At 63.9% G+C, this 23,496-nt stretch carries 21 protein-coding genes, 1 tRNA gene and 1 pseudogene; 16 read left to right on the forward strand and 7 right to left on the reverse strand.

From position 1 onward, the window contains the following. Positions 1-134 (forward strand): annotated as a pseudogene (locus tag VK804_RS19835) (ISAs1 family transposase); the annotation flags it as partial. A 187-nt stretch (positions 135-321) separates the two neighbouring features. Here VK804_RS19835 and VK804_RS19840 read toward each other — a convergent pair. Continuing rightward, a complete protein-coding gene (locus VK804_RS19840; protein WP_325373414.1) occupies positions 322-900 on the reverse strand; it encodes a c-type cytochrome in 579 nt (192 codons plus the stop codon). Between the two features lie 191 nt (positions 901-1,091). Beyond that, positions 1,092-2,366: a PQQ-dependent sugar dehydrogenase gene (locus VK804_RS19845; protein WP_325373352.1), complete on the reverse strand. Its 1,275-nt coding sequence runs from the start codon at positions 2,364-2,366 to the stop codon at positions 1,092-1,094. Positions 2,367-2,672: 306 nt separating this feature from the next. Here VK804_RS19845 and VK804_RS19850 point away from each other — a divergent pair, with 306 nt between their 5' ends. Beyond that, positions 2,673-3,554, forward strand: a complete 882-nt coding sequence (locus VK804_RS19850) for an NAD-dependent epimerase/dehydratase family protein (protein ID WP_325373354.1) — start codon at positions 2,673-2,675, stop codon at positions 3,552-3,554. Between the two features lie 88 nt (positions 3,555-3,642). Here the strand turns inward: VK804_RS19850 and VK804_RS19855 are convergent. Next, a tRNA-Gly gene (locus tag VK804_RS19855) sits at positions 3,643-3,717 on the reverse strand. Positions 3,718-4,092: 375 nt separating this feature from the next. Between VK804_RS19855 and trxA the strand changes: the two genes are divergently transcribed. The 3 genes from trxA to VK804_RS19870 are packed head-to-tail and all read left to right on the forward strand — an operon-like array spanning position 4,093 to position 8,408. After that, positions 4,093-4,998, forward strand: coding sequence for a thioredoxin (trxA, locus tag VK804_RS19860; RefSeq protein ID WP_325373356.1), 906 nt, complete (start codon positions 4,093-4,095; stop codon positions 4,996-4,998). 29 nt (positions 4,999-5,027) lie between these two features. Next, entirely contained in the window at positions 5,028-5,702 is a 675-nt protein-coding gene (locus VK804_RS19865) for an LON peptidase substrate-binding domain-containing protein (RefSeq protein WP_325373358.1), read from the forward strand. Between the two features lie 12 nt (positions 5,703-5,714). Next, positions 5,715-8,408, forward strand: coding sequence for a M1 family metallopeptidase (locus tag VK804_RS19870; RefSeq protein ID WP_325373360.1), 2,694 nt, complete (start codon positions 5,715-5,717; stop codon positions 8,406-8,408). A gap of 16 nt (positions 8,409-8,424) precedes the next feature. Here the strand turns inward: VK804_RS19870 and VK804_RS19875 are convergent, their stop codons facing one another. After that, the gene (locus VK804_RS19875; protein WP_325373362.1) at positions 8,425-8,775 is read right to left on the reverse strand and encodes a hypothetical protein; all 351 of its coding nucleotides are present in this window, start codon (positions 8,773-8,775) and stop codon (positions 8,425-8,427) included. Positions 8,776-8,869: 94 nt separating this feature from the next. Between VK804_RS19875 and VK804_RS19880 the strand changes: the two genes are divergently transcribed. The 3 genes from VK804_RS19880 (at position 8,870) to VK804_RS19890 (ending at position 10,618) form a co-directional block, all read left to right on the forward strand. Next, entirely contained in the window at positions 8,870-9,409 is a 540-nt protein-coding gene (locus VK804_RS19880; RefSeq protein ID WP_325373364.1) for a TetR/AcrR family transcriptional regulator, read from the forward strand. Positions 9,410-9,473: 64 nt separating this feature from the next. Further along, entirely contained in the window at positions 9,474-9,671 is a 198-nt protein-coding gene (locus VK804_RS19885) for a Trm112 family protein (RefSeq protein WP_079540522.1), read from the forward strand. A gap of 5 nt (positions 9,672-9,676) precedes the next feature. Continuing rightward, the gene (locus VK804_RS19890; protein ID WP_325373369.1) at positions 9,677-10,618 is read left to right on the forward strand and encodes an alpha/beta hydrolase; all 942 of its coding nucleotides are present in this window, start codon (positions 9,677-9,679) and stop codon (positions 10,616-10,618) included. Between the two features lie 119 nt (positions 10,619-10,737). Here the strand turns inward: VK804_RS19890 and VK804_RS19895 are convergent, their stop codons facing one another. Further along, the gene (locus VK804_RS19895; RefSeq protein WP_325373371.1) at positions 10,738-11,958 is read right to left on the reverse strand and encodes a ubiquinone biosynthesis hydroxylase; all 1,221 of its coding nucleotides are present in this window, start codon (positions 11,956-11,958) and stop codon (positions 10,738-10,740) included. Between the two features lie 196 nt (positions 11,959-12,154). Here VK804_RS19895 and tesB point away from each other — a divergent pair, with 196 nt between their 5' ends. Then, entirely contained in the window at positions 12,155-13,015 is an 861-nt protein-coding gene (gene tesB, locus VK804_RS19900; protein WP_325373373.1) for an acyl-CoA thioesterase II, read from the forward strand. 6 nt (positions 13,016-13,021) lie between these two features. Here tesB and VK804_RS19905 read toward each other — a convergent pair whose 3' ends face one another. Further along, on the reverse strand, positions 13,022-14,056 hold the full coding sequence (locus VK804_RS19905) for a DUF4339 domain-containing protein (protein ID WP_325373375.1): 1,035 nt from the start codon (positions 14,054-14,056) through the stop codon (positions 13,022-13,024). A 179-nt stretch (positions 14,057-14,235) separates the two neighbouring features. Here VK804_RS19905 and VK804_RS19910 point away from each other — a divergent pair, with 179 nt between their 5' ends. From VK804_RS19910 to VK804_RS19925, 4 genes are all read left to right on the forward strand, one after another. Next, on the forward strand, positions 14,236-14,574 hold the full coding sequence (locus VK804_RS19910) for a P-II family nitrogen regulator (RefSeq protein ID WP_325373376.1): 339 nt from the start codon (positions 14,236-14,238) through the stop codon (positions 14,572-14,574). A gap of 143 nt (positions 14,575-14,717) precedes the next feature. Continuing rightward, positions 14,718-16,025 (forward strand): ammonium transporter, encoded by a 1,308-nt coding sequence (locus VK804_RS19915; RefSeq protein WP_325373378.1) that lies wholly within the window; start codon positions 14,718-14,720, stop codon positions 16,023-16,025. 307 nt (positions 16,026-16,332) lie between these two features. Then, on the forward strand, positions 16,333-16,671 hold the full coding sequence (locus VK804_RS19920) for a P-II family nitrogen regulator (protein WP_325373380.1): 339 nt from the start codon (positions 16,333-16,335) through the stop codon (positions 16,669-16,671). Positions 16,672-16,710: 39 nt separating this feature from the next. Then, on the forward strand, positions 16,711-18,156 hold the full coding sequence (locus tag VK804_RS19925) for an ammonium transporter (RefSeq protein WP_325373382.1): 1,446 nt from the start codon (positions 16,711-16,713) through the stop codon (positions 18,154-18,156). Between the two features lie 173 nt (positions 18,157-18,329). Here VK804_RS19925 and VK804_RS19930 read toward each other — a convergent pair whose 3' ends face one another. Then, the gene (locus tag VK804_RS19930) at positions 18,330-18,566 is read right to left on the reverse strand and encodes an AbrB/MazE/SpoVT family DNA-binding domain-containing protein (protein ID WP_325373384.1); all 237 of its coding nucleotides are present in this window, start codon (positions 18,564-18,566) and stop codon (positions 18,330-18,332) included. A gap of 172 nt (positions 18,567-18,738) precedes the next feature. Here VK804_RS19930 and VK804_RS19935 point away from each other — a divergent pair, with 172 nt between their 5' ends. The 3 genes from VK804_RS19935 (at position 18,739) to VK804_RS19945 (ending at position 23,416) form a co-directional block, all read left to right on the forward strand. Next, entirely contained in the window at positions 18,739-19,953 is a 1,215-nt protein-coding gene (locus tag VK804_RS19935) for an aminotransferase class I/II-fold pyridoxal phosphate-dependent enzyme (RefSeq protein ID WP_325373386.1), read from the forward strand. 82 nt (positions 19,954-20,035) lie between these two features. Then, a complete protein-coding gene (locus tag VK804_RS19940) occupies positions 20,036-22,471 on the forward strand; it encodes a DNA translocase FtsK (RefSeq protein ID WP_414642816.1) in 2,436 nt (811 codons plus the stop codon). A gap of 144 nt (positions 22,472-22,615) precedes the next feature. Beyond that, complete coding sequence (locus VK804_RS19945; protein ID WP_325373416.1) at positions 22,616-23,416, forward strand: outer membrane lipoprotein carrier protein LolA; 801 nt, start codon at positions 22,616-22,618, stop codon at positions 23,414-23,416. The last annotated feature ends 80 nt before the right edge of the window (positions 23,417-23,496 follow it).

Here is a 23,496-nt window from a genome sequence, read left to right on the forward strand (position 1 = left end):
ACCTCGCCACCATGCGCAGGCTCGCCCTCAACATCCTGCGAACTCACCCAGATCGAGCCTCCCTGCGGCGAAAAATCAAACGCGCCGGATGGGATAACGCCTTCCTCATGGCTGCTCTCAGCCATATGCGATAGCCCTGCCCTGGAGGGGGAGGGTCGGCTCGCATCGCGCGAAGCAAGATGCGAGACGGGGTGGGGTGACGGTCTATCAACTCGGGCACTGTTCAAGGGGAGAGACTGTCACCCCACCCCGCCGCTCATTTCATTCGCGTCGACCCTCCCCCTCCAGGGGAGGGTAAGAGCTCCAGCGCTTCCGAAGACTTCACAAATGCGCGAGATAGTGCGCGAGCGCTTCGATTTCCTCATCGCTGAGGGGATAGGCGACGTCGGTCATGGCCGCGCCGGCGCCGCCGGAGCGGACACCGGATTTGTAGTCGTGCAGCGCTTTCACCAGATATTCCTCGCGCTGGCCGGCCAGCCGCGCCACCGCCTGGGTGCCGGCGAAGCTATCGGTGTGACATGACGCGCAGCGCCGCCCCACCGCGGCCTGCGCGCCCTTCTTCGACAGATCGGGATTGTCGTCGGGCGCCGCCTTCGGCGGCGTCAGCGCGGCGAAATAGGCGCCGAGGGTGCGGATATCGTCGTTGCTGATCGTTTCCGCAACCGGCTGCATCTGGTCGCTCTTGCGCGAACCGCCGCGGAAGAACACCAGCTGCCACTGCAGGAACTGGTCGGGCTGGCCCGCCAGCGAGGGCGTGTTCTCGGTCTGCGAAATGCCGCTGTCGCCGTGACAGCCCGCGCAGAGTTCCGCCTTTTCCTTTGCGGCGGCATTGTCGGCGGCGTGGGCAAATGATCCGAAGATCATTGCGAGGGACAGTATCCCGACGAAAGCGACCCGCATCATCATCCCTCTTCCTTCGTCATTGCCGGGCTTGACCCGGCAATCCATCTCGTTCGCGAGATGTTTTTATTTCGATGGATGCCCGGATCAAGTCCGGGCATGACGACTGTGGTTGGGTTGGCTTACCAACCACAAACGCAAAGCTGCGGCCACCCGTTCCCGAGTGGCCGCAGCCCGTGACAGGTCAAATCCTATTTCTTGTAGCTGATGCGATAGATCGCACCCGCCCAGTCGTCGGCGACGAGGATCGAACCATCCTTGTCGAGGATGATGTCGTCCGGCCGGCCGAGATAGCCCCGGTCGCCTTCGATCCAGCCGGAAGCGAACACTTCCGACTTCGGATTCTTGCCGTCGGGGCCGACGATCACGCGCACGATCTGGCCGCCCTGATATTTATGCCGGTTCCATGAGCCGTGTTCGGCGATCAGGATGCTGTTCTTGTAATCGGCCGGGAACTGGTTGCCGGTGTAGAACTTCATGCCGAGCGGTGCCACATGCGCGCCGAGATTGAGCACCGGCGGGGTGAACTCCGAACAATTGTGACCCATCGCGAACTTCTTGTCCGGCAGGTTGCCCTGGTGGCAGTAGGGATAGCCGAAATGCTCGCCCATCTTCGAGATCATGTTGAGCTTGTCGCTCGGCAGATCGTCGCTGATCCAGTCGCGTGCATTTTCCGTGAACCAGTATTTGCCGCTGCGCGGATCGACGTCGCCGCCGACGCTGTTGCGGACGCCGAGCGCCACGATTTCGGCGTTGCCGGTCTTGGGATCGACGCGGCGGATCTGCGATACGCTGGTCGGCGGAATCCCGATGTTGAAGGGAGGTCCGAACGGAATGTAGAACCAGCCGTCCTTGTCGGCCGCGAGATACTTCCAGCCATGCGCCGCGTAGGACGGCATGTCGTCATAGACCACCTTGCCGGAACCGAGATTGCCGAGATTGGCCTCGGCGTTGTCATACCGGATCAGCTGGTTGACCGCGATGACGTAGAGCGCGCCGTCCTTGAAGGCGAGCCCCGTGGGCATGTTCAGCCCCTTGAGGATGGTCTTGACCTCTTTCTTCCCATTATTGTCGGTGATGGCGTAGACGTTGCCGAGGCCGAAGGAGCCGACGAACAGGGTGCCCTTGTCGCCCCAGGCCATCTGCCGCGCCGCCAGCACGCCCGGCGCATAGACTTCGATCTTGAAGCCCGGCGGCAGCTTGATCTTCTTGATCAATGCGGCGAGTTCGGCTTCCGACGCGCCGGTCGGCGGGCCGGATGGCGGTGCAAGACCCTTCTGGGCCTCGGTCTCGTCGCCGAGGAACCAGTCGTCCGGTGGATGGGTCCAGAACTCCTTGGTGCCGGACTGGTAGCTGTGGAGACCGCCTGCCGGCGGGTTGGTTTGCTGTGCGTTGGCCTGGCCGGCCCCGGCGACAACGGCGATTGCTGCGAGCGCAAGAATAGATCGATTGAAAGCCGATTTCATCGCGTCACTCCCTATGCAGCCGAGCGGCTGCGCGTGTTTATTTATTTTCAGCGCCTTCGAGAGACGTGTTTGGTCTGATGTGAAGTGGAACAGACGGCAGGATGCTATCACATCCTTTGCGTGAGAGAAGCGCGTGCCGCTCCGCTCGATCCGGCGAAAACGAATAGAGAAGAAATTTCTTTAGATCGTTTTCATTCGAGACGATTTTTGCGCTCGCGCTGCGCTGCGGTATCGTGCGCTGCATACGCGTCATATTGCCTTGCCTATAGCGCGGGCAGTCCGAGCACGCTCGGTAAGGAGGGGCCTGTGCGCATTTTCGTGCTGGGCGGAACTGGCTCGATCGGCTCGCCCATCGTGCGCGAGCTCGATAAACGTGGGCACGAGGTCTGGGCGCTGGCGCGGTCCGACGTGTCAGCCGCGAAACTCCGCGGCTGCGGCGCGACGCCGGTCGAAGGCGACATCGCCGCGCCCGCGCGCTGGATCGCGAGGCTTCCGCCGATCGACGCGGTCATTCATGCGGCCTGCGATTTCGCGACCGAGATGGGCGCGATCGATGCCCGCCTGCTCGACGGGCTGCTGCCCCGGCTTGCCGCGCAGCCGAAAAAGCCGCGCTTCATCTATACTGGCGGCTGCTGGCTGTTCGGCGCGACCGGCGATGAGGTTGCGACGGAGGACACGCCGTTTCGCCCGCTCGGTGCCTTCGCATGGATGGCCCCGCATCTGGCGCGAATACTGACATCGCCTGAGGTCGATGGCATCGTGATCCATCCGGCCATGGTCTACACGGCAGACGGTGGCGTGTTCCGCCGCTTCGCCCGCGAGGCCATCGAACGCGACGCGATCCGGGTGGTGGAAAGCGAGGCGATCCGCTGGCCGCTGGTGCACGCCGACGATCTCGCGAATCTCTACGTGCTGGCGCTCGAGCGCGCGCCGGCGCGGTCGAGCTATATCGGTGCGGCCATCGACGGGTTTTCCGTCGGCCGAATCGCACGCGCCTTCGCAAAACGTTTCGGCACGCGGCATCAGGAACCGCAGATCGTCTCCCCTGACGCGATCGCGGCCGAACTCGGCGAATGGGCCAGGGGTTTTGGGCTCGACCAACAACTGAGCGGCGCCAAGGCGCGGCGCGAACTCGGCTGGAGGCCAAAACATCTCGATCCGGAACGCGAGATCGCGCGGCTCCGGTGAAGGCGGTGACCGACGCACACCGAGGCAAAACAAAAAGCCCGCTGACGCAGCGGACCTTCGTCCAACTCTGCCACTTCTCGGAAAATCTTGGAGCGGGCGAAGGGGCTCGAACCCTCGACCCCGACCTTGGCAAGGTCGTGCTCTACCACTGAGCTACACCCGCATCCTCTAGGCGGCGATCGCGCGCCGTCAGGGGCAGAGCTATGCCAAATGCCGCCCGTGAATGCAACAGCCGACGCGCGGGCCGGGCCCGGCGCCGAATCGGCCCTAAAACCGGGATTGGGGCGGCTAAACCGTGGTTTTCGCCCTCTCCGGCGGCAACCCGGCGGATCGAGGGTCCAACGTCTCACGCAGCGATTCGAGCCATTTGCCGAACCAGCCCCGCAGCGCCCGTCCGGCCGTCAGCGAGGCTTCGCCGCCCAACGGAAGCGATTGAAATTTCCGGCCAAACCGCCATCTGGGGGAGGAGAACTTCTGAACCGCGGCCAAAGGCCGTGCTAAACAGCCCCACCCTTCAAGACATCAGGCGAGGATTCCCGTGACCATCGTAGAGCAAGGCAGCGCACCGGCGCCCGATCTGATCAAGGAAACCACCACCCAGACCTTCGTCAAGGACGTGATCGAGGAATCGAAGCGCCAGCCGGTGCTGATCGACTTCTGGGCGCCCTGGTGCGGTCCCTGCAAGCAGCTGACGCCGATCCTGGAAAAGGCGGTCCGCGCCGCCAAGGGCAAGGTCAAGCTGGTCAAGATGAACATCGACGATCATCCGTCGATCCCCGGCCAGATGGGAATCCAGTCGATCCCGGCGGTCATTGCGTTCGTCAACGGCCAGCCTGCCGACGGTTTCATGGGCGCGGTGCCGGAGAGCCAGGTCACCGCGTTCATCAACAAGCTGACCGCGGGCATGCCCGGCGAGCCCAATATCGCGGAGATCCTCAAAGAGGCCGAAGCCGTGCTCGCCGAGGGCGATGCCGCCACGGCAGCGCAAATCTATGCCGAAGTGCTGGCGGCCGACGCCACCAACATCGCGGCGCTCGCGGGGCTCGCCAAATGCTACGTGGCGACCGGGGCCATCGAGCAGGCCAAGCAGACGCTGGCCATGGTGCCGGAATCGAAACGCAGTGACGCCGCCGTCAAGGCGGTGCAGGCCTCCATCGATCTCGCCGAGCAGGCCCAGGCGGTCGGACCCGTCACCGAGCTGGAACAGAAGGTCGCCGCAAACCCGCTCGATCATCAGGCGCGATTTGACCTTGCGACCGCGCTCAATGCCGCGGGCAAGCGCACCGAGGCAACGCAGCAGCTGCTCGAAATCGTCAAGCGCGACCGCAAATGGAACGAGGACGGCGCGCGCAAGCAGCTGGTGCAGTTCTTCGAGGCGTGGGGACCGACCGACGAGGCCACCGTCGAAGGCCGCAAGAAGCTGTCGACCATACTGTTCTCTTAAGCGCGCGCAATCAGCACCGCGGGGCGCCGATGCCGATCAATGCCGAATATCGCGGGCCCGGCGACCTCCCCGAGGTGATCCCGGTATTTCCCTTGCCCGGTGCGCTGCTGCTGCCGCGCGGCCAGATGCCGCTCAACATCTTCGAGCCGCGCTACCTGGCGATGGTGGATGATTGCTTTCGCGACGGTCACCGGCTGATCGGGATGATCCAGCCCGATGTGACCCATAGCCGGAGCGAAACAAAGCCGGCGCTGTTTCGGGTCGGCTGCGTCGGACGCATTACCCAGCTCGCCGAGTCCGGCGACGGCCGCTACATCCTCGAACTCACCGGCATCGCGCGCTTCAAGGTGCTCGAGGAGATGACCGTGCTGACGGCGTACCGGCAGTGCAAGGTGGATTATTTCCCGTATCTCGACGATTTCACTGCGCGCAAGGGCGAGGAAGCCGTCGACCGCGAGGCGCTGCTCGCGGTGCTGACGGATTTCCTCAAGGCCAACAATCTCAAGGTGGACTGGGAAGGCGTCGAAAGCGCGCCGAACGAGGCGCTGGTCAACGCGCTGGCCATGATGTCGCCCTACGGGCCGCCGGAAAAGCAGGCGATGCTGGAGGCGCCCGACCTCAAGACCCGCGCGGAAATCCTGATCGCGGTCACCGAGATGGATCTCGCCAAGAAGCGCACCAGCGGCGATACGGGGCTGCAGTAGCGAGGTCAAGTCATGGCGTTGACGAAGGATTCTCTCGCCATGGCGTCCGCCTTTCGCAAACCTGTCGGCCTCGCGGCGGCAGCCGCCGCCCTGGTCTTGTCGATCTCCGGCGCTGCGGCCGAGCCCGTGTTTTCCTTCGATGCCGCGCCGGGCAAGCTGCCGAAGACGATCATTCCCGTCCATTATGCGATCGAGCTGACGCCCGATCTCAGGACTCTCGCGCTTCCCGGGGTCGAGACCATCGATATCGAGGTGCGCGAGCCGACCGCCAGGCTCGTCCTCAATGCGGTCAACACCACCTTCGCATCAGTGACGGTCGACGACGAGGCACAGCGCGCCGACGTCACGCTGGATGCCGCGGCCGAAACCGCGACGCTGGCGTTTCCGCAACCGCTCGGCACCGGCCCGCATCGGCTGCACATCGGCTTTACGGCGCGGATCAACAAGTTCGGCACCGGGCTGTTCAGCGTCGATTATCCGACCGACAGGGGCGTCAAGCGCCTGATTTCCAGCAAGCTCGAGCCGGCCGATGCGCGGCGGATCTTTCCGTGCTGGGACGAGCCCGCGTTCAAGGCGACCTTTGCGCTTGATGTGACCGTGCCGCAAAATTTCCTCGCGGTCGGCAACATGCCGGTCGCGCATGAGGAGCCGGTCGCGCCGGACCTGAAGCGGGTTTCCTTCGCGCCGACGCCGAAAATGTCGAGCTACCTGTTCGTGCTCACCGCGGGCGAACTCGAGCGCATCACGGCGGAGGTGGACGGCGTGACGGTCGGCGTGGTCACGACCGCGGGCAAGAGCGGGCAGGGGCGGTTTGCACTCGACAACGCCGTCAAGCTGCTCTCCTGGTACAATGATTATTTCGGGGTGAAATACCCGCTGCCCAAGCTCGACCTGATCGCGGTGCCCGGCGGCTTCGGCGGCGCCATGGAAAACTGGGGCGGCATCACCTTCTTCGAAAGCCGGCTGTTGTTCGATCCCGCCACCACGCCCGATACCGCGCGGCGACCCATTTTCAGCGTGCTGGCGCATGAGATGGCGCACCAATGGTTCGGCGATCTCGTCACCATGGGCTGGTGGGACAACCTCTGGCTCAACGAGGGTTTTGCCAGCTGGATGCAGGAGAAGGCGGCTTCGCATTTCTATCCGCAATGGAAGACCTGGCTGAACGGCTACGCGCAAAAACAATATGCGATGACGCTGGATGCGCGGCGCACCTCGCATCCGGTGCAGCAGCCGGTCGCCGACCAGAGCGAGGCGATGACCGCCTTCGACGGCATCACCTACAACAAGGGTCAGGCGTTGATCCGGATGCTGGAAAACTATCTTGGCGAAGACGCGTTCCGCGACGGCATCCGCCGCTACATGGCCGCGCACGCCTATGGCAACACCACCACCGCCGATCTCTGGCAGGCGCTGGAAGACGCGGCCGGCAAGAAGGTAAGCGGCATCGCCGCCTCCTTCACCGAGCAGGACGGCGTGCCGCTGATCTCCGTCGAGACCAGCTGCAGCGGCGACGACCAGCGCATGACGCTGCGGCAGGATCGATTTGTGATCGCGCCCGGCAATGCCGCATCTCGCTTGCCGCCGCGGCACTGGCAAATTCCGGTCGCGGTCGGACCGCTCGGCTCCACGCGGCCGCCCGATGTCCTGCTGCTCGATGGCACCGCCGAGATCGCAGCCGGAACCTGCGGCGAGGCCATCAAGGTCAATCTCGGCGACATCGGCTATTATCGGGTCGAGTACGGCCCCGTGAGCCGCGGGGCACTGACAAGGTCGCTGGCGCTGCTGACGCCGGAAGACCGGCTCAATTTTCTCGCCGACGGCTGGGCGCTGGTGCAGGCCGGCCGCGCCGAGCCCGCGTCCTACCTGGCGCTGGTCGATGCGATCAGCCTCGACGACCAGCGCGCCGTGTGGGACCAGGCGATCGGCAGCCTGACCCGGCTCGATCATCTCGCGCTCGGCCGCACTGAGCGTCCGGCGCTGCAGGCCTATGCGCGCGCAAGGCTGCGGCCGCTGCTCGACCGGCTCGGCTGGGACGGCAGCGGCTCGGGTGACGATGACGATACCCTGCTGCGCTCCAGCCTGATCTGGGCGCTCGGCGAATTCGGCGACCCCGATGTCCTTACCGAGGCCAAACGGCGGTTCGACGGCTTCCGGCAGAACCCGTCATCGCTGCCGGGCACGCTGCGCGATGCCGTCACCCAGCTCGTCGGCCTCGGAGCGAATCGCGAAAGCTACGACATGCTGCTGGCGATGGCGCGCAACAGCACGGCAACCAACGAGCGCCTGCGCTACTATTACGCCGCCGCTTCCGCCCGCGACCCGGAACTTGCCAAGGCCACGCTGGCGCTGACCCTGACCGATGAAATGCCGAACACCATCATCGGCAACATCATCAACACCGTCGCCTCGACCGGCGAGCAGCCGGACCTGGCCTGGGATTTCGTCAAGTCGAACTTCGATGCGCTGTCGACCAAGCTCGGACCTCAGTTCCGCGACCTCTTCGTCGCCGGCTTCATGACCAATTTCAGCGATGACGAGCATGCCGCCGAACTCGCGCATTTCGCCCCCGCGCAGGCGACCTCCGGCGGCCGGGTGACGACGGCGCGTGCGCTGGAAACGATCGCGATTTCCGCCGATCTCAAGGCGCGCGCACTGCCGGCGGTCGATGCCTGGATCAGGGCGCGCGACAGCAGGCGGCCGTGAGTCTGATGACGCAATCCTAATACCCGGCGACCGCCAGCGCGATCACTGCGCTGAGCGCCATCCAGCCGAAGTGGCGGCCGCGGGTGGCGAACGCATTGGCCAGCGCGCCGAAGGCGAACACACATGACAGCGTCACGACGATCCAGTGCCGCGCCAGCTCCGAACCCATCCAGGGGGCTGCGAACAGCAGCACGCCGGCACCGATCCAGGCTACCGTGCCGGCCTGCCAAACCAGCCGGACCAGCGTCAGCAGGCGCTCGGGCCGGGTGGTAACGCGCGGAAACACCCTGGTTTCGCCGAGTACGCCATGGATCAGGGCCACAATAATCGCGGCCACGCCTGAGCATTGCAGCAATACATCGCGCATCGCGTCGGCCTCCATACAGCACTGTATGGTGTCTAGAGGCCACGGTGGCGCCTGTCAATACACTGGTGTATGGTGAGATGTCGCAAGGACCGCCATGACCGATCAACTTTCCGCCAGGGATTGGCTCGACCAGGGCCTCAAAGCGCTGGCGAGAAGCGGCTTTACCGCGCTGAAGGCCGAGCCGCTGGCCAAGGCGATGGGGGTGTCGCGCGGCAGTTTTTACTGGCATTTCGCCGATATCGGCGCGTTCCACGCCGCGATCCTGAAGCACTGGCGCGAGGTCGCCGCCGAACGGATCATCGCCAATCTGGAGGCCGCCACGGGCCACGACGACGCGATCCCGATATTGCTGCGGCAGGCGTTCGGCGGCAGGCTCTCGCTGGAGAACGCGGTGCGGACCTGGGCAACCGTCGATCCCGGAGCGAGAGCCGCGGTCCAGGCCATCGATCGGCGGCGCTTGAGCTATGTGGAGAAACTGCTCCGGGACGCCGGGCTTGCGCCGGACGTGGCCCGCGCCCGGGCGCAAATTCTCTATTGGGCATTTGTCGGCTTTGCGCAGTCGGATAGACCGTTGCCGAAAGCAAGACAGCAGGCGGTACTCGATGAACTGATCCGGATCGCCCTGCAAAACTAGCCGCGCCGCTACCGGTCTGGATCGGATATGCTAGGAGAGCCCGCTACACGCCGGAGACAACAGCATGAGTTCCCCGCCCGAACGCCTCGAAGGCACCGTCGACCCGAAATTGCTGGAGATCCTGGTCTGTCCGCTGACCAAGGGTCCGCTCGAATTCGACGCGGCGCGGCAGGAGCTGATTTCGCGTTCCGCCAAGCTCGCCTATCCGATCCGCGACGGCATCCCGATCATGCTGCCGGAAGAAGCGCGGAAGATCGAGTGAGAGGCATGCGCGCTCGCACGATCCTTCGCGCACTCGCCATAGTCGGCCTGTTGGCTGTGGCCGCGAATGCCTCCGCCGAGGAGAGCCAGATCCACGTCGGCGCCATCGACGCGGTGCTGAGGGTCCCGCCCGACGTCGAGCGCCCGCCGGTCGCACTCCTGATCGCGGGTAGCGGTACCACCGACCGTGACGGCAACGGACCGCAGATCAAACCCGCGACCTTGAAGAAGCTCGCCGAGCAACTTGCCGCGCGCAAGATCGCGACGCTGCGCTACGACAAGCGCGGCGCCGGCGGATGGAAGCCGGAATTCGGCCGGCCGGAGGATTTCCGCTTCAAGGACTATGTCGACGATGCGGCCGCGCTGGTGGATTATCTGCGCGGCAAATTCTCGAAGGTGATCCTGGTCGGGCACAGCGAAGGCGGCCTGGTCGCGATCCTGACCGCGCGGCGCGTTCCGGTCGATCGGCTGGTGCTGCTGGCCACCGCGGCGCGGCGGCAGGGCGACCTGCTCAAGGCGCAGCTCGAGAAGAAATTGCCCGCGGAAACGTTCACGCCGATCGCCAAGGCGATCGACGACATCATGGCCGGCCAGATCGTCGACCCGCCGCCACAGGGGCTCTCGATCCCGCCGGCGATGCAGCCCGGCATCGCATCGGCCTTCACGGAAGACCCGATCGCGCCCCTGAAACTGGTCGAAGCGCCGACGCTGATCATCGCCGGCGGCCGCGACCGGCAGCTGGCGCGACTGGATTTCATCGCGCTGACCGCGGCGGCGCCAACGGCGAAGACGCTGTGGCTCGATGACATGAACCATGTGCTGGTCGATGTCGTGGACGATGGCGACGATCTCGCCGCCTACAATCAGCCGGAACGCGCGCTGGATCCGGACCTGATCGAGGCGGTCGCGGCGTTCATCCTCGGCGGCGACACGGGGAAGATTCAGTAAGTCGCTTCCCGAACATTCGTCATGGCCGGGCTTGTCCCGGCCATCCACGTCTTTCAACGAAGAAAAGCAAGACGTGGATGGCCGGGACAAGCCCGGGCATGACGAGAAAATTGGAATTCTTACAGCGCCTCGCCCTTCAACAACCGCGGCACTTCGCCGGCCAGCCCGGCCGCCTGGCGGATGAACAGGCTTTTCAGGGGCGGCGTGCGGTCGACCAGCCCGAGCCCGATGTCACGCGCGGCGCGCAGCAACCTCGATTCGTTGGAGAACAGAAGATTGAGCGAATTGGTGGCAAACCCCATCGCCATGGTGTCGAACCGCCGCCAGCGCTGATAGCGCTCGAGCACGTCGGCTTGGCCCAGATCCATACCGAGCCGCGCGGCATCGACGACCACTTCAGCCAACGCGGCGACGTCCTTCAGGCCCATATTCAGCCCCTGGCCGGCGATCGGGTGAATCACATGCGCGGCGTCGCCGACCAGCGCCAGCCGTTCACTGATGAACGAACGCGCCACGAAATAATGCAGCGGGAACGCGCGCGGCTTGTCGAGCGCCTTGATCTCGCCGAGATGCAGGCCAAAGCGCTGCTCGAGTTCGGCGTGAAAATCCTCTTCGCTCAATGCGACAATGCGCGCGGCTGCGCTGCGCTTCTCGGTCCAGACCAGCGACGAACGGTTTCCGGTCAAAGGCAGGATCGCAAACGGCCCCGCGGGCAGAAAATGTTCTTCGGCGCGGCCATGATGGTCGCGCTCATGGCCGACGGTGACGACGATGCCGGACTGGTCGTATTCCCAGCCATGGGTGGCGATGCCGGCGCGCTCGCGCAGTTTCGAGCGCGCGCCGTCGGCCGCTACCAAAAGGCTCGCCTCGATGGTGCTGCCGTCGGCCAGCGTCACATCGACGCCGTCGGGGCGCGAGGCAAAATCCGCAACCGCGGTGGCGCGAAGCTCGACGCCCGCCGCTTCCGCGCGCGCCGCCAGCACATCGATCAGATGGCGATTTTCGACCATGTGCGCGAACGGCTCGCCGGGCTCGACATCGCCGGCAAAGGTCAGGAACACCGGACGGGTGGCGTCCTCCAGCTTCGAATCGGTGACGACCATGTCCAGGATCGGCTGCGCGCCGGCCGCGACCTGCTCCCATACGCCGATGGCCTCGAACAGCCGTCGGCAGGCGGCGACAATCGCAGTCGCGCGGGGATCGCGGCTCGGCCGCATCGCCAGCGCCGGATCGGCGACGATGACGCCGATATCGGCGCCAAGGCCCTGACGCAGCGCCAGCGCCAGCGCCAGCCCTGCGAACGCGCCACCGCCGATGACAATGCTTCGCTGTGCCGGCATTCCCGTCCTCGTCAACTCACGTCATGGACTATACTTGCTACATGACTATAGCTGGGCGAAACAGGGGCTCGAAACAAGACTCATCCCCGTCGTCATTCCAGGATGGTCCGAAGGACCAGACCCGGAATGACGAGATTCCGGGTTCGATGCTTCGCATCGCCCCGGAATGACAACAGGGTCATCTGAAAGCGCCGCCATGTCCAAAGGCCTGATTGACCTGATTTCCATTCTCGATCTGGAACCGCTCGAGGTGAACCTGTTTCGCGGCAACAGCCCGAAGACGAGCTGGCAACGGGTGTTCGGCGGGCAGGTGATCGGGCAGGCGATGGTGGCGGCGTGCCGCACCGTCGAAGGCCGGCTGCCGCATTCGCTGCATTGTTATTTCATCCTGCCGGGCGATCCGCAGTTTCCGATCATCTACGAGGTCGAGCGCCTGCGCGACGGCAAGAGCTATACGACCCGAAGGGTCACCGCGATCCAGCACGGCAACGCGATCTTCTCGATCATGGTGTCGTTCCATGTCGAGGAACAGGCCGCGTTCGACCACCAGGACAAGATGCCCGACGTGCCGCCGCCGGAAAAACTCACCGCCGAGGAAGTGGCAAAGCAGCCGATGTTCCGCGAGATGCCGGAATTCATCCGCCGCTATTACGAATCCGACCGCCCGATCGAGCTGCGCCCGGTCGAGCTCGGCCGCTATTTCGGCCAAAAGATCGAGGACGGCCGCATCCATGTCTGGATCCGGACCGCCTCGAAATTGCCGGACGATCCGGCGCTGCATATGTGCGCACTGGCCTATGCGTCGGACTTCTCGCTATTGGACGCGGCGATGGCGCGCTACGGCCGCACCCTGTTCGACAAGCGGATGATGCCGGCAAGCCTCGATCACGCGATGTGGTTTCACCGCCCGTTCCGCGCCGACGAATGGCTGCTCTACGCCCAGGACTCGCCGAGCGCGCAGGGCGGCCGCGGCCTGACGCGGGGCATGATCTTCAAGCAGGACGGCACGCTGGTGGCTTCCGTGGCGCAGGAAGGCTCGCTGCGCCAGCGCAAGTGATCGCGTTCACGCGTTGGGCTGCAGATATTTCTCGACCAACGCGACCTGCGACACCAGCCAGCGAAACTGCCAGCGGTAAGCCCACGGCAGAACTCCGAAAGCGAGGAGAAGGAAGAGCGCGAATCCGACAATATACTTCAAAAACTCCGGCAAGATGCTGGCGAACATGACGGCTATGAACCCAGCACCGGCGAAGCCAAGCACGATCGCGAGCGTGCGCCAGAGAAACTCGAGCCCCGTGCCGTTGAAAACGACGTCGCGCCGCGTGCCTCCGATATGACGGCACATCCAGCGTATTTGCGCCACATAGACCCACGCCCAGCCGATGATGGTGATGATTGAAAGGGCGGCCAACAGGCTCCAGCCAAGGAAGCCCCAGAACGACCCCGAGAACTGCAATCCAAGCGGTTGTCCGTTCGAACTGAGATTGGCAATGAACCATTTGACCAGCAGCCAGTACATCATCAACTGGACGAAGTTTGTCCCGGCATTGATCGCCTTCGATTCGGTCAGCGCCGCTACGACAAAAACCATCGCGAAGGCGTAGAACCACATCGCGTCGACGAGCCTGCCGGTAAAGACGAGATTTGGCCGCTGCGGTACACGCACGCAGGAAACGATCCACCTGCAGTACATGAGAGTGACCCACGGACCGGGAATGATGAATATCAGGCCGAAGGAGAAAACCAGAGACCGCCAGACGAACTCCCAGATTCCGAAATCGATCGAAAGCGGGCCGCCGGCGTGACCACCGGCATTCATCAGCGGGCCGCCGGATTGCGGAAACGCTGGCGGACCCGAGGGGCCGGAAAATAGGCCGGGGATATCCCCCGCCTTTTGCCAGTTCGCCATGCCCTCGGTCCAGACCAGCGTCTCGGCGGTGACCACCCGCGATGCGATGAATTGGCGTAACTGGGCTTCCGGATAGGGACCTTGCTGCTGTCCCTGCGAGGCGAAAAACCAGGATTGGTCTGCCATTTCAATCCCCCAAGGCACCGACAGCGGTGCTGGCTGCAGCCGCCTTTGGCGAAAAAAATCCAATAATCTCTGAAAATCCTAGCTCAGTACGCGCAGCCTATCGAAAGGGAGCAAGACGCAGCAATCGTTTTTCGTTTCCAGTTGCAAACTTTTTGTGCCAATTGCACAGAAAGATGACAGACTTGCCGGAGCGCGAACCACGGCGCGACCAACCGGACACCTCGGAAGATGAAGGCCTGACCATGAAACTCGTTGTTGCCATCATAAAACCCTTCAAGCTCGACGAGGTGCGCCAGGCGCTGACCGCGATCGGCGTCCACGGCATGACGGTCACCGAGGTCAAGGGCTACGGCCGCCAGAAGGGCCACACCGAAATCTACCGTGGCGCCGAATATGTCGTGAATTTCCTGCCCAAGCTCCGCATCGAAATCGCGGTCGCCTCCGACCTCGCCGACAAGGCGGTCGACGTCATCACCGCGAGCGCGCGCACCGGCCAGATCGGCGACGGCAAGATCTTCGTGACGCCGATCGATCACGCGCTTCGGATCCGCACCGGCGAGACCGACAGCGACGCGCTCTAGATTCTTGCTTTGATGCGTTTTCACGCGAACCGGTAACCACTTCGCTCGAAAACGCTCTGCCTTGCGCTCGTCGTCGCAGCGCTTCCACCGCATCCGGCAACGTCGCCGGCCCTGCGATCCATAGAAACTGCTGGGGAAATACCATGGGGGCACATGCGTTGCGTGCAACGAGATCGGCTGCGCCAATTGTTGTTGGAGCGATCGTTTCGTTTGCCACACCGGCCTTTGCCGAAACCGCCGAGATCAACGCCGCCGACACCGCCTGGATGATCGTCGCCACCGCGCTGGTCTTGATGATGACGATACCGGGCCTGGCGCTGTTCTATGCCGGCATGGTGCGCAAGAAGAACGTGCTGGCGACGATGGCGCAGAGTCTGGCGGCCGTCGCCATCATCTCGATCCTGTGGGTGGCGTTCGGCTATTCGCTGGCCTTCGTCGGCGACGGTCCGTGGCTCGGCACGCTCGATCGCTGGTTTCTCGCGGGGATGACGATGGACAGCGTCAATCCCGCGGCAAAGACCATTCCGGAAGGCCTGTTCATGCTCTACCAGATGACGTTTGCGATCATCACCGTGGCGCTGGTGGCGGGCTCGGTCGCGGACCGGATGCGGTTTTCGGCCTATCTGCTGTTCTCGATGCTGTGGTTCATGTTCGTCTATGTTCCGCTCGCCCACTGGGTCTGGGGCGGCGGCTTCCTCGGCGCCGCCGGCGTCATCGATTTCGCCGGCGGCCTGGTGGTGCATCTGTCGGCCGGCGCCGGCGGCCTGGTCGCGGCCAGGGTATTGGGCAAGCGGCTCGGCTATGGCGTCGAGAATTTGTCGCCGTTCGATCTGTCGCTGGCGGTGATGGGCACCGGACTGTTGTGGGTCGGCTGGTTCGGCTTCAACGGCGGATCGGCGCTGGCGGCCAATTCGCGCGCCGTGATGGCGATCATCGCAACCCATCTGGCGGCCTGCGCCGGCGCGCTGACCTGGGGCGCGATCGAATGGACGACGCAGCGCAAGCCATCGGTGCTCGGGATGATTTCCGGCGCCGTCGCAGGCCTCGGGACGATTACGCCGGCCTCCGGCTTCGTCACGCCCTGGCAGGGCATCATCATCGGCATCGTGGCGGGCCTCGTGTGCTACTGGGCCTGCACCTGGCTGAAGCGCCGTTTCGATTATGACGATTCGCTCGATGTGTTCGGCGTCCACGGCGTCGGCGGAATGACCGGGATTCTGCTGGCAGGCGTCTTTGCGACCGCGTCGATCGGGGGAACCTCTGGCCTGATCGAGGGCAATCCGCGGCTGCTTTTGATTCAGTTCTACGGCGTAGCCGTCACTTTCGCGTGGTCCGCCGGCATCACCTATGTGCTGCTGAAGCTCGTCAGTGCGTTCGTGCCGCTCCGGGTTTCCAAGGCGCATGAACTGGAAGGCCTGGATATTTCGCAGCACGGCGAGGCTCTACAGTAGGATTGCCCATCCCAATACCGCTTTGCTGCCCTCCGAGTGGGCAAGATTATGTCTGGAGTCTGTCGTGCCTACGTTTTGGGCCGACCTGATTAGATTCTAGGCGCAGCGGAATGGCGTAGCTCCACCCATCTTTCGCAAAGCACAAAAACGACCGCGTTCGTAGCCCGTTAGGGCGTACGGCCGATCTGGCACGGCATTTGATTCTATCGCTCCGGCTGTGGCCGCGTAGTGAAGTTTCTCCGCGTGGTGAACTCAGTCCAGAACGTCCGGTCGCCTCTCGACCGGGCCCAAGCGGGGACAAAGACCCATGAAAATTGTTATGGCGATCATCAAGCCATTCAAACTTGAGGAAGTACGTGACGCCCTGACCGCCATCGGCGTCCACGGACTAACGGTGACGGAAGTCAAGGGATACGGCCGGCAAAAGGGCCATACGGAAATCTATCGCGGCGCCGAATACGCCGTGAGTTTCCTGCCCAAGATCAAGATCGAGGTCGCTGTCGCCTCGGACCAAGTCGACAAGACCATCGAAGCCATCACCGCGGCCGCGAAAACCGGGCAGATCGGCGACGGCAAGATCTTCGTCATCAACCTCGACCATGCGGTTCGCATCCGCACCGGCGAGGCCGATGCCGCGGCCCTCTGATTTCGCGCTCAACCCAGATTCAATCAGGAGTTAAACAAAATGACGTTCAAACGTCCCTATCGCGCGGGATTGGCGGCCCTCGCAGTCGGCCTGTTCACGGCAACAGCTGCCTATGCCGAACCAACCATCAACAAGGGCGATAATGCCTGGATGCTGACCTCGACGGTGCTGGTGCTGTTGATGACGATCCCCGGCCTTGCGCTGTTCTATGGCGGTCTGGTCCGTTCCAAGAACATGCTCTCGGTATTGATGCAGGTATTCTACACCGTCTGCATCGTCACCATCATCTGGGCGCTGTACGGCTACAGCCTGGCCTTCACCGGCGGGTCCGACTTCATCGGCGGCTTCTCCAAGGCCTTCCTGATGGGCGTGACGACCGATTCCAAGGCGGCGACCTTCAGCGTCGATGCCAATATCTCGGAACTCGTCTATGTCTGCTTCCAGATGACGTTTGCGGCGATCACGCCGGCGCTCATCGTGGGCGCCTTCGCCGAACGCATGAAGTTCTCGGCGGTCGCGCTGTTCATCCCGCTATGGGCGACGCTGGTCTATTTCCCGATCGCGCACATGGTCTGGTACTGGGCCGGACCGGATGCGATCTCGGACGCGGTCAAGGCGCTCGCGGCGGCTGGAACGGACGCCGCGGCGAAGGCTGCGGCGCAGGCCAAGCTTGATGACGTGATGGCCGACGCCGGTTGGGTCTTCAAGAAGGGCGCGATCGACTTCGCGGGCGGCACCGTGGTGCATATCAACGCCGGCATCGCCGGCCTGGTCGGCGCGCTGTTGATCGGCAAGCGGGTCGGCTACGGCAAGGACCTGATGGCACCGCATTCGCTGACCATGTCGATGATCGGCGCCTCGCTGCTCTGGGTCGGCTGGTTCGGCTTCAACGCCGGATCGAACCTGGAGGCCAATGGCGGCGCGGCGCTGGCCATGACCAACTCCTTCGTCGCGACCGCGGCGGCGGCGCTGTCGTGGATGTTCGCGGAGTGGATCATCAAGGGCCATCCGTCCGTGCTCGGCGCGATTTCGGGCGCGGTGGCGGGTCTGGTGGCGGTGACGCCGGCGGCCGGTTACTCCGGTCCGATGGGCGCCATCGTGCTCGGCCTCGTGGTCGGCGTGGTCTGCCTGTTCTTCGTCACCGTGGTGAAGAACGCGCTCGGCTATGACGACTCGCTCGACGTGTTCGGCGTCCACTGCATCGGCGGCATCGTCGGCGCGCTCGGCACCGGCATCCTGGTGAATCCGGCGCTCGGCGGCGCCGGCATCATGGACTACACCACCGGCAAGATCGCCGACTACGACTTCGCGGCGCAGATGATCTCGCAAACCTGGGGCGTCTGTACCACGCTGGTGTGGTCGGGCATCGGTTCGGCGATCCTCTACAAGGTCGTCGATGTCATCGTCGGCCTGCGTGCCAATGTCGAGACCGAACGCGAAGGCCTCGACATCACCGAGCACACCGAGCGCGCCTACAATATGTGAGTTCTCCCGGGACGCGATCCCCCACGGGGGTCGCGTCCAGAACTACGGTTTGGGCACATACCCGGCAATGCCCCGACCGTTGAGGGGCTCCAGCGCAAGCTGGAGCCCCTTTCTTTTTGCTGGAGATGAACGGGCGCAGCCTATAGCCCGGATTTCACTTCGGCCCGTCCGGTCTACGAATCATCCCCGCGAAGCATCGCCATGATCTCGTCGGTGGAAGGACCCGGACCGGCGCTACCGAGAAGTTTCTCAAATCGGCTCGGCGGTCGCGTCCCGTCGGCTCTTTCGACGACGATGCTGCCGTCGGCAGCAAGCCTGAAGGCAACCTGAGTGCCGGGTTCTATTCCAAGGTAGTCGCGGACCCGCTTCGGGATCGTTACCCGGCCATTGCTCGTGATCTTGATTGGCATGGCGGCCTCCGAAATAGCGCGTTCGGGATGATCCTACGGAAAGTTAGCAAAATCGCCGTTGGCGTCGATGGTTAATCGCGTCTTAACCTCGCCTTATCTATGGTAGTCTGATCCGCTTTCCGGCCGGTCTCGCCTTTGATCGGCTACCCAACCGTGCTGGCGCTTTTAAAGTATGGCCATGACCGCTTCATCCCGCGCGCCAGAGGGCGCCGGTACCCAGGAGAGCGAGCGCTCGCCATTTGCGCGGACGACGGAATTGCTGGCCCCCTACAAGCCGGCCAAGCCTTTGATAACGCTGTCGTTGGGCGAGCCGCAGCACCCGGTGCCCGACTTTGTCGGGCCCGTGCTGGCAAAACACATTGCCGATTTCGGCCGCTATCCCATCGCTAGGGGCATCGAGCCGTTCCGGCAGGCAGCGGCGAAATGGCTTTCCAGCCGGTTCCAGCTGCCGCGGCCGATCGACCCCGAGACCGAGCTTCTGGTCCTGAACGGCAGCCGCGAGGGCCTGTTTTTTGCGGCCCTGACCGCGGCGCGCTATGTCGGCGCGCGCAAGGGCCGGCCCGCGATCCTGATGCCCAATCCGTTTTACCCGGCCTATGGCGCCGGCGCCCGCGCCGCGGGCTGCGAACAGATCTATCTGCCGACCACGCGCGCCAATGGATTCTTGCCCGACCTCGATGCGCTCGACGATGCCACGCTGGCGCGAACGGTGGCGATCTATATCGCCTCGCCGGCCAATCCGCAGGGCGCGGTCGCCACGCCGGATTATTTCAGCCGCCTGAAAAAACTCGCCGACCGTTTCGGCTTCATCATCCTGTCCGACGAATGCTATTCGGAAATCTACACCAGAGAGGCGCCCGGCAGCATGCTGGAATGCGCCGGGCCCGATTTCAGCAATGTGGTCGCGTTTCAATCGCTGTCGAAACGCTCGAACCTGCCGGGCATGCGCGTCGGCTTTGCCGCAGGCGACAGGAATTTTCTCAGCGCCTTCCATGAACTGCGCAATGTCGCCGCGCCCCAGGTGCCGGTGCCGCTGCAGCATGTCGCGGTCACGGCCTACGGCGACGAGGCGCATGTCGAGGAAAACCGGCGTCTCTACCGCATAAAATTCGATCTCGCCGACCAGATTCTCGGCAACCGCTACGGCTATGTCAGGCCCGCCGGCGGCTTCTGCGTCTGGCTCGACGTCTCGATGCGCGGCGGCGACGAAGCGGCGGCGGTGAAACTCTACCGGGATGGCGGCGTGCGCGTGATTCCCGGAAGTTACCTGGCGCGTCAGCAGGACGACGGCTCCAATCCCGGCGCCGGCTACATCCGGCTGGCGCTGGTGTCGGACAGTGAATCAACAGCCGAAGCGTTGCACAGGCTGGTCGAAATTCTGGACTAAGGCATGATCCGGAAAAGTGGGAACCGGTTTTCCGAGAAGATCATGCGCAAGGATAATATCTAGTCGCGAAGGCCCATTGAGCATGCCGGCGATCGAACGAGTCATCCCCCTGGTCGGCCAATTGCCGGCCTCGATCCGCGAGGCGCTGGCGCGGCGCTTGCGCGAGCTCGCGGGGCTCGGCCTGATCGCGCTGTCCGGCGTGGCGGCCGCGGCGCTGATGACATGGTCGGTGCAGGATCCGAGCCTGAGCCATGCGACCTCGCGCGCGATCCGCAACATCGTCGGTTATCCCGGCGCGATCTGCGCCGATCTCCTGATGCAGATTTTGGGCCTCGGCGCGATCATGCTGATCCTGCCCGTCGCGGTATGGGGCTGGCGCATGCTGACGCATCGCGGCTTCGACCGCGAGGCGCTGCGGCTCGGATGCTGGATCCTCTGCACGGTGATCTCGGCGGGCTTTGCAAGCTGTTGGCCGCATGGCGGCGCCTGGCCGCTGCCGACCGGGCTTGGCGGCGTCGTCGGCGACGCGCTGGTGCGCGCGCCTGCCGTCGTGTTCGGTCCGCCTGGCTTGGTCTATCGCCTCGCGCTCGGCTTCATTTTTTTCGCCGCGGCCACCGCGACATTCCTGATCGCGGGCGGCCTCGGTTCACGCCCGCAGGAAGAAGAGCTGACCCCGATCGAGGACGACGACGCCCTGTTCGGCGAAGAAGACGACGGCGGCTCGGTTTCGCTGGGATGGGCATTTCATGCCGCCATGAGCGCCAAGGCCCGGCTTGGATGGCTGTTGACCACAGCCTATCGTTCGCTGGTGGCGAGCGCGCCGGCGCCGCGCGCCATCTCGTTCGAACGCCAGGAGCCCACGCTCGGCGGCGCGGCACCATCGCTGGCCCCGCACGGTGAAGGCGATTTTGCGGAAGACGACGACGAGGAAGAGGAAGCGCCGGCCGCCCGTGCACCGCGCAAGAAGGCCGCGCCGCGCGCGCAGCCGCGCAAATCAGCCGACCGGTTCGAACTGCCGCCGGTTTCGGTGCTGACCGCACCGAAGGCTTCCGACCGTCAGCCGCTGAGCAAGTCGGAACTCGATAACAACTCGCGCGCGCTGGAAGGCGTGCTCGGCGATTTCGGCGTCCGCGGCGAAATCGTCAAGGCCCATCCGGGCCCGGTGGTGACGCTGTACGAGCTGGAGCCGGCGCCGGGCATCAAATCTTCCCGGGTGATCGGGCTTTCCGACGACATCGCGCGTTCGATGAGCGCGCTGTCGGCGCGTGTCGCGGTGGTTCCCGGCCGCAACGCCATCGGCATCGAACTGCCGAACCCGCATCGCGAAAAGGTGTATTTGCGCGAATTGCTGTCGGTCAAGGACTATCAGGAATCGGTCGCCAAGCTTCCGCTCTGTCTCGGCAAGAACATCGGCGGCGACTCCATCATCGTCGATCTGGCGCGGATGCCGCATCTGTTGATCGCCGGCACCACCGGATCCGGCAAGTCGGTCGCCATCAACACCATGATCCTCAGCCTGTTGTACCGGCTGCGTCCGGATCAATGCCGGCTGATCATGGTCGACCCCAAGATGCTCGAACTCTCCGTCTATGACGGCATTCCGCATCTGCTGACGCCGGTCGTCACCGATCCCAAGAAGGCCGTGGTCGCGCTGAAATGGGCGGTGCGCGAGATGGAAGAACGCTACAAGAAGATGTCCAAGCTCGGCGTGCGCAACATCGACGGCTACAATGCGCGGCTGGTGGAGGCGAAATCCAAAGGCGAGGATCTGACCCGCACGGTGCATACCGGCTTCGACAAGGAAACCGGCAAGGCGATCTATGAAGACGAAAAACTCGATCTCGATCCCTTGCACTACATCGTCATCATCGTCGACGAGATGGCCGACCTGATGATGGTCGCCGGCAAGGATATCGAGGGCGCGGTGCAGCGGCTGGCGCAAATGGCGCGCGCCGCCGGGCTGCATGTGGTGCTGGCCACGCAGCGGCCGTCGGTCGACGTCATCACCGGCACCATCAAGGCGAACTTCCCGACCCGCATTTCGTTTCAGGTCACCTCGAAGATCGACAGCCGCACCATCCTCGGCGAAATGGGCGCCGAGCAGCTGCTCGGTCAGGGCGACATGCTCTATATGGCCGGCGGCGGCCGCATCAGCCGCGTGCACGGACCCTTCGTCTCGGACGAAGAGGTCGAGAAGGTGGTGCGCCATCTCAAGACGCAAGGCCAGCCGGAATATCTCGAGGCGGTCACCGCGGAAGAGCCCACCGACGAGGACGGCGCGGTATTCGACGCTACCGGCATGGGCGGCGATGGCGGCGGCGATCTGTTCTCGCAGGCGGTGGCAATCGTCAAGCGCGACCGCAAGGCTTCCACGAGCTATATCCAGCGCCGGCTGCAAATCGGATATAACCGCGCTGCTTCGTTGATGGAGCGCATGGAACTCGAAGGCATCGTCGGCCAGGCCAATCATGCCGGAAAGCGCGAGATTCTGGTCGAAGAGGAAGAAGACCGCTTCTGAGGCAAGGGGTGGGAGGCAAATTCTCACGCAAAAACGATAGCTCCTTTTGCCCAAACCACGATAAAATGCATAAAGGCTCGACCGCACCACGCGTTGAACGGAAATCGCAGATCTAGAATGGCTGAACAATTCGCTCACACTGCCATGCGCACCGGACTGGCATTGCTGATAGCGGCATCCACCGCCGGCGCCGTGACGCAACCTGTCGTGACCTCGGCGCTGGCGCAAACGGTGCCGATTCCCAAGCCTGCGCCGAAAGGCCGCAGCAGCGTCCAGATGAGCGCCTCCGACCCACAGAAGCCGCAGCTGACAACGGGGACCACCTCGGCAACAGCGCCCGATCCGGTGATTCCCGATCCGCACCGCAATGTCCCGGCCAATATCTTTGCGTCGTTCGATGCGAATCAGAAGGCGCAGGCCGCCAAGGTCAGTTCATACCTGTCGTCACTGCAGACGCTGGTCGGAAGTTTCGTTCAGGTCGGGCCCGATGGCAACAAGACCAAGGGCGATTTCTACATCCAGAAGCCCGGCAAGGTGCGTTTCGAGTATGACGATCCAAGTCCGATCGACATCATCGCCGATGGGTCGTCGGTGGCGGTGCGCGACCGCAAGCTTTTGACCCAGGATATCTACCCGCTGTCGCAAACGCCGCTGCGCTATCTGTTGTCGGATCGCATCGATCTGATGAAGGACACCAACGTCGTCAGCGTGACGGCCGACGATCTGTTCATCAGCGTCACCATCGAGGAGAAGCAGACCCTGATCGGCACCAGCCGCCTGATGCTGATGCTCGGCGCCAAGGACGGCCAGCTCAAGCAGTGGACGGTGACCGACCCGCAGGGTTACGACACCACGGTCGCGGTCTACAATCTGGACTCTTCCAAGAAGCTCGACCCCGGCCTGTTCAAGATCGATTTTACAAAATATCCGACCTCGCCGGGCTAGCGCGTTGATCTACATCGGCGGGGACAGAACTCGAAGCTCCAAACAGGTCGTCATGCCCGAGCTCGTCCCGGGCATCCACG

Source organism: Bradyrhizobium sp. (assembly GCF_035484855.1).
Lineage (GTDB): Bacteria > Pseudomonadota > Alphaproteobacteria > Rhizobiales > Xanthobacteraceae > Bradyrhizobium.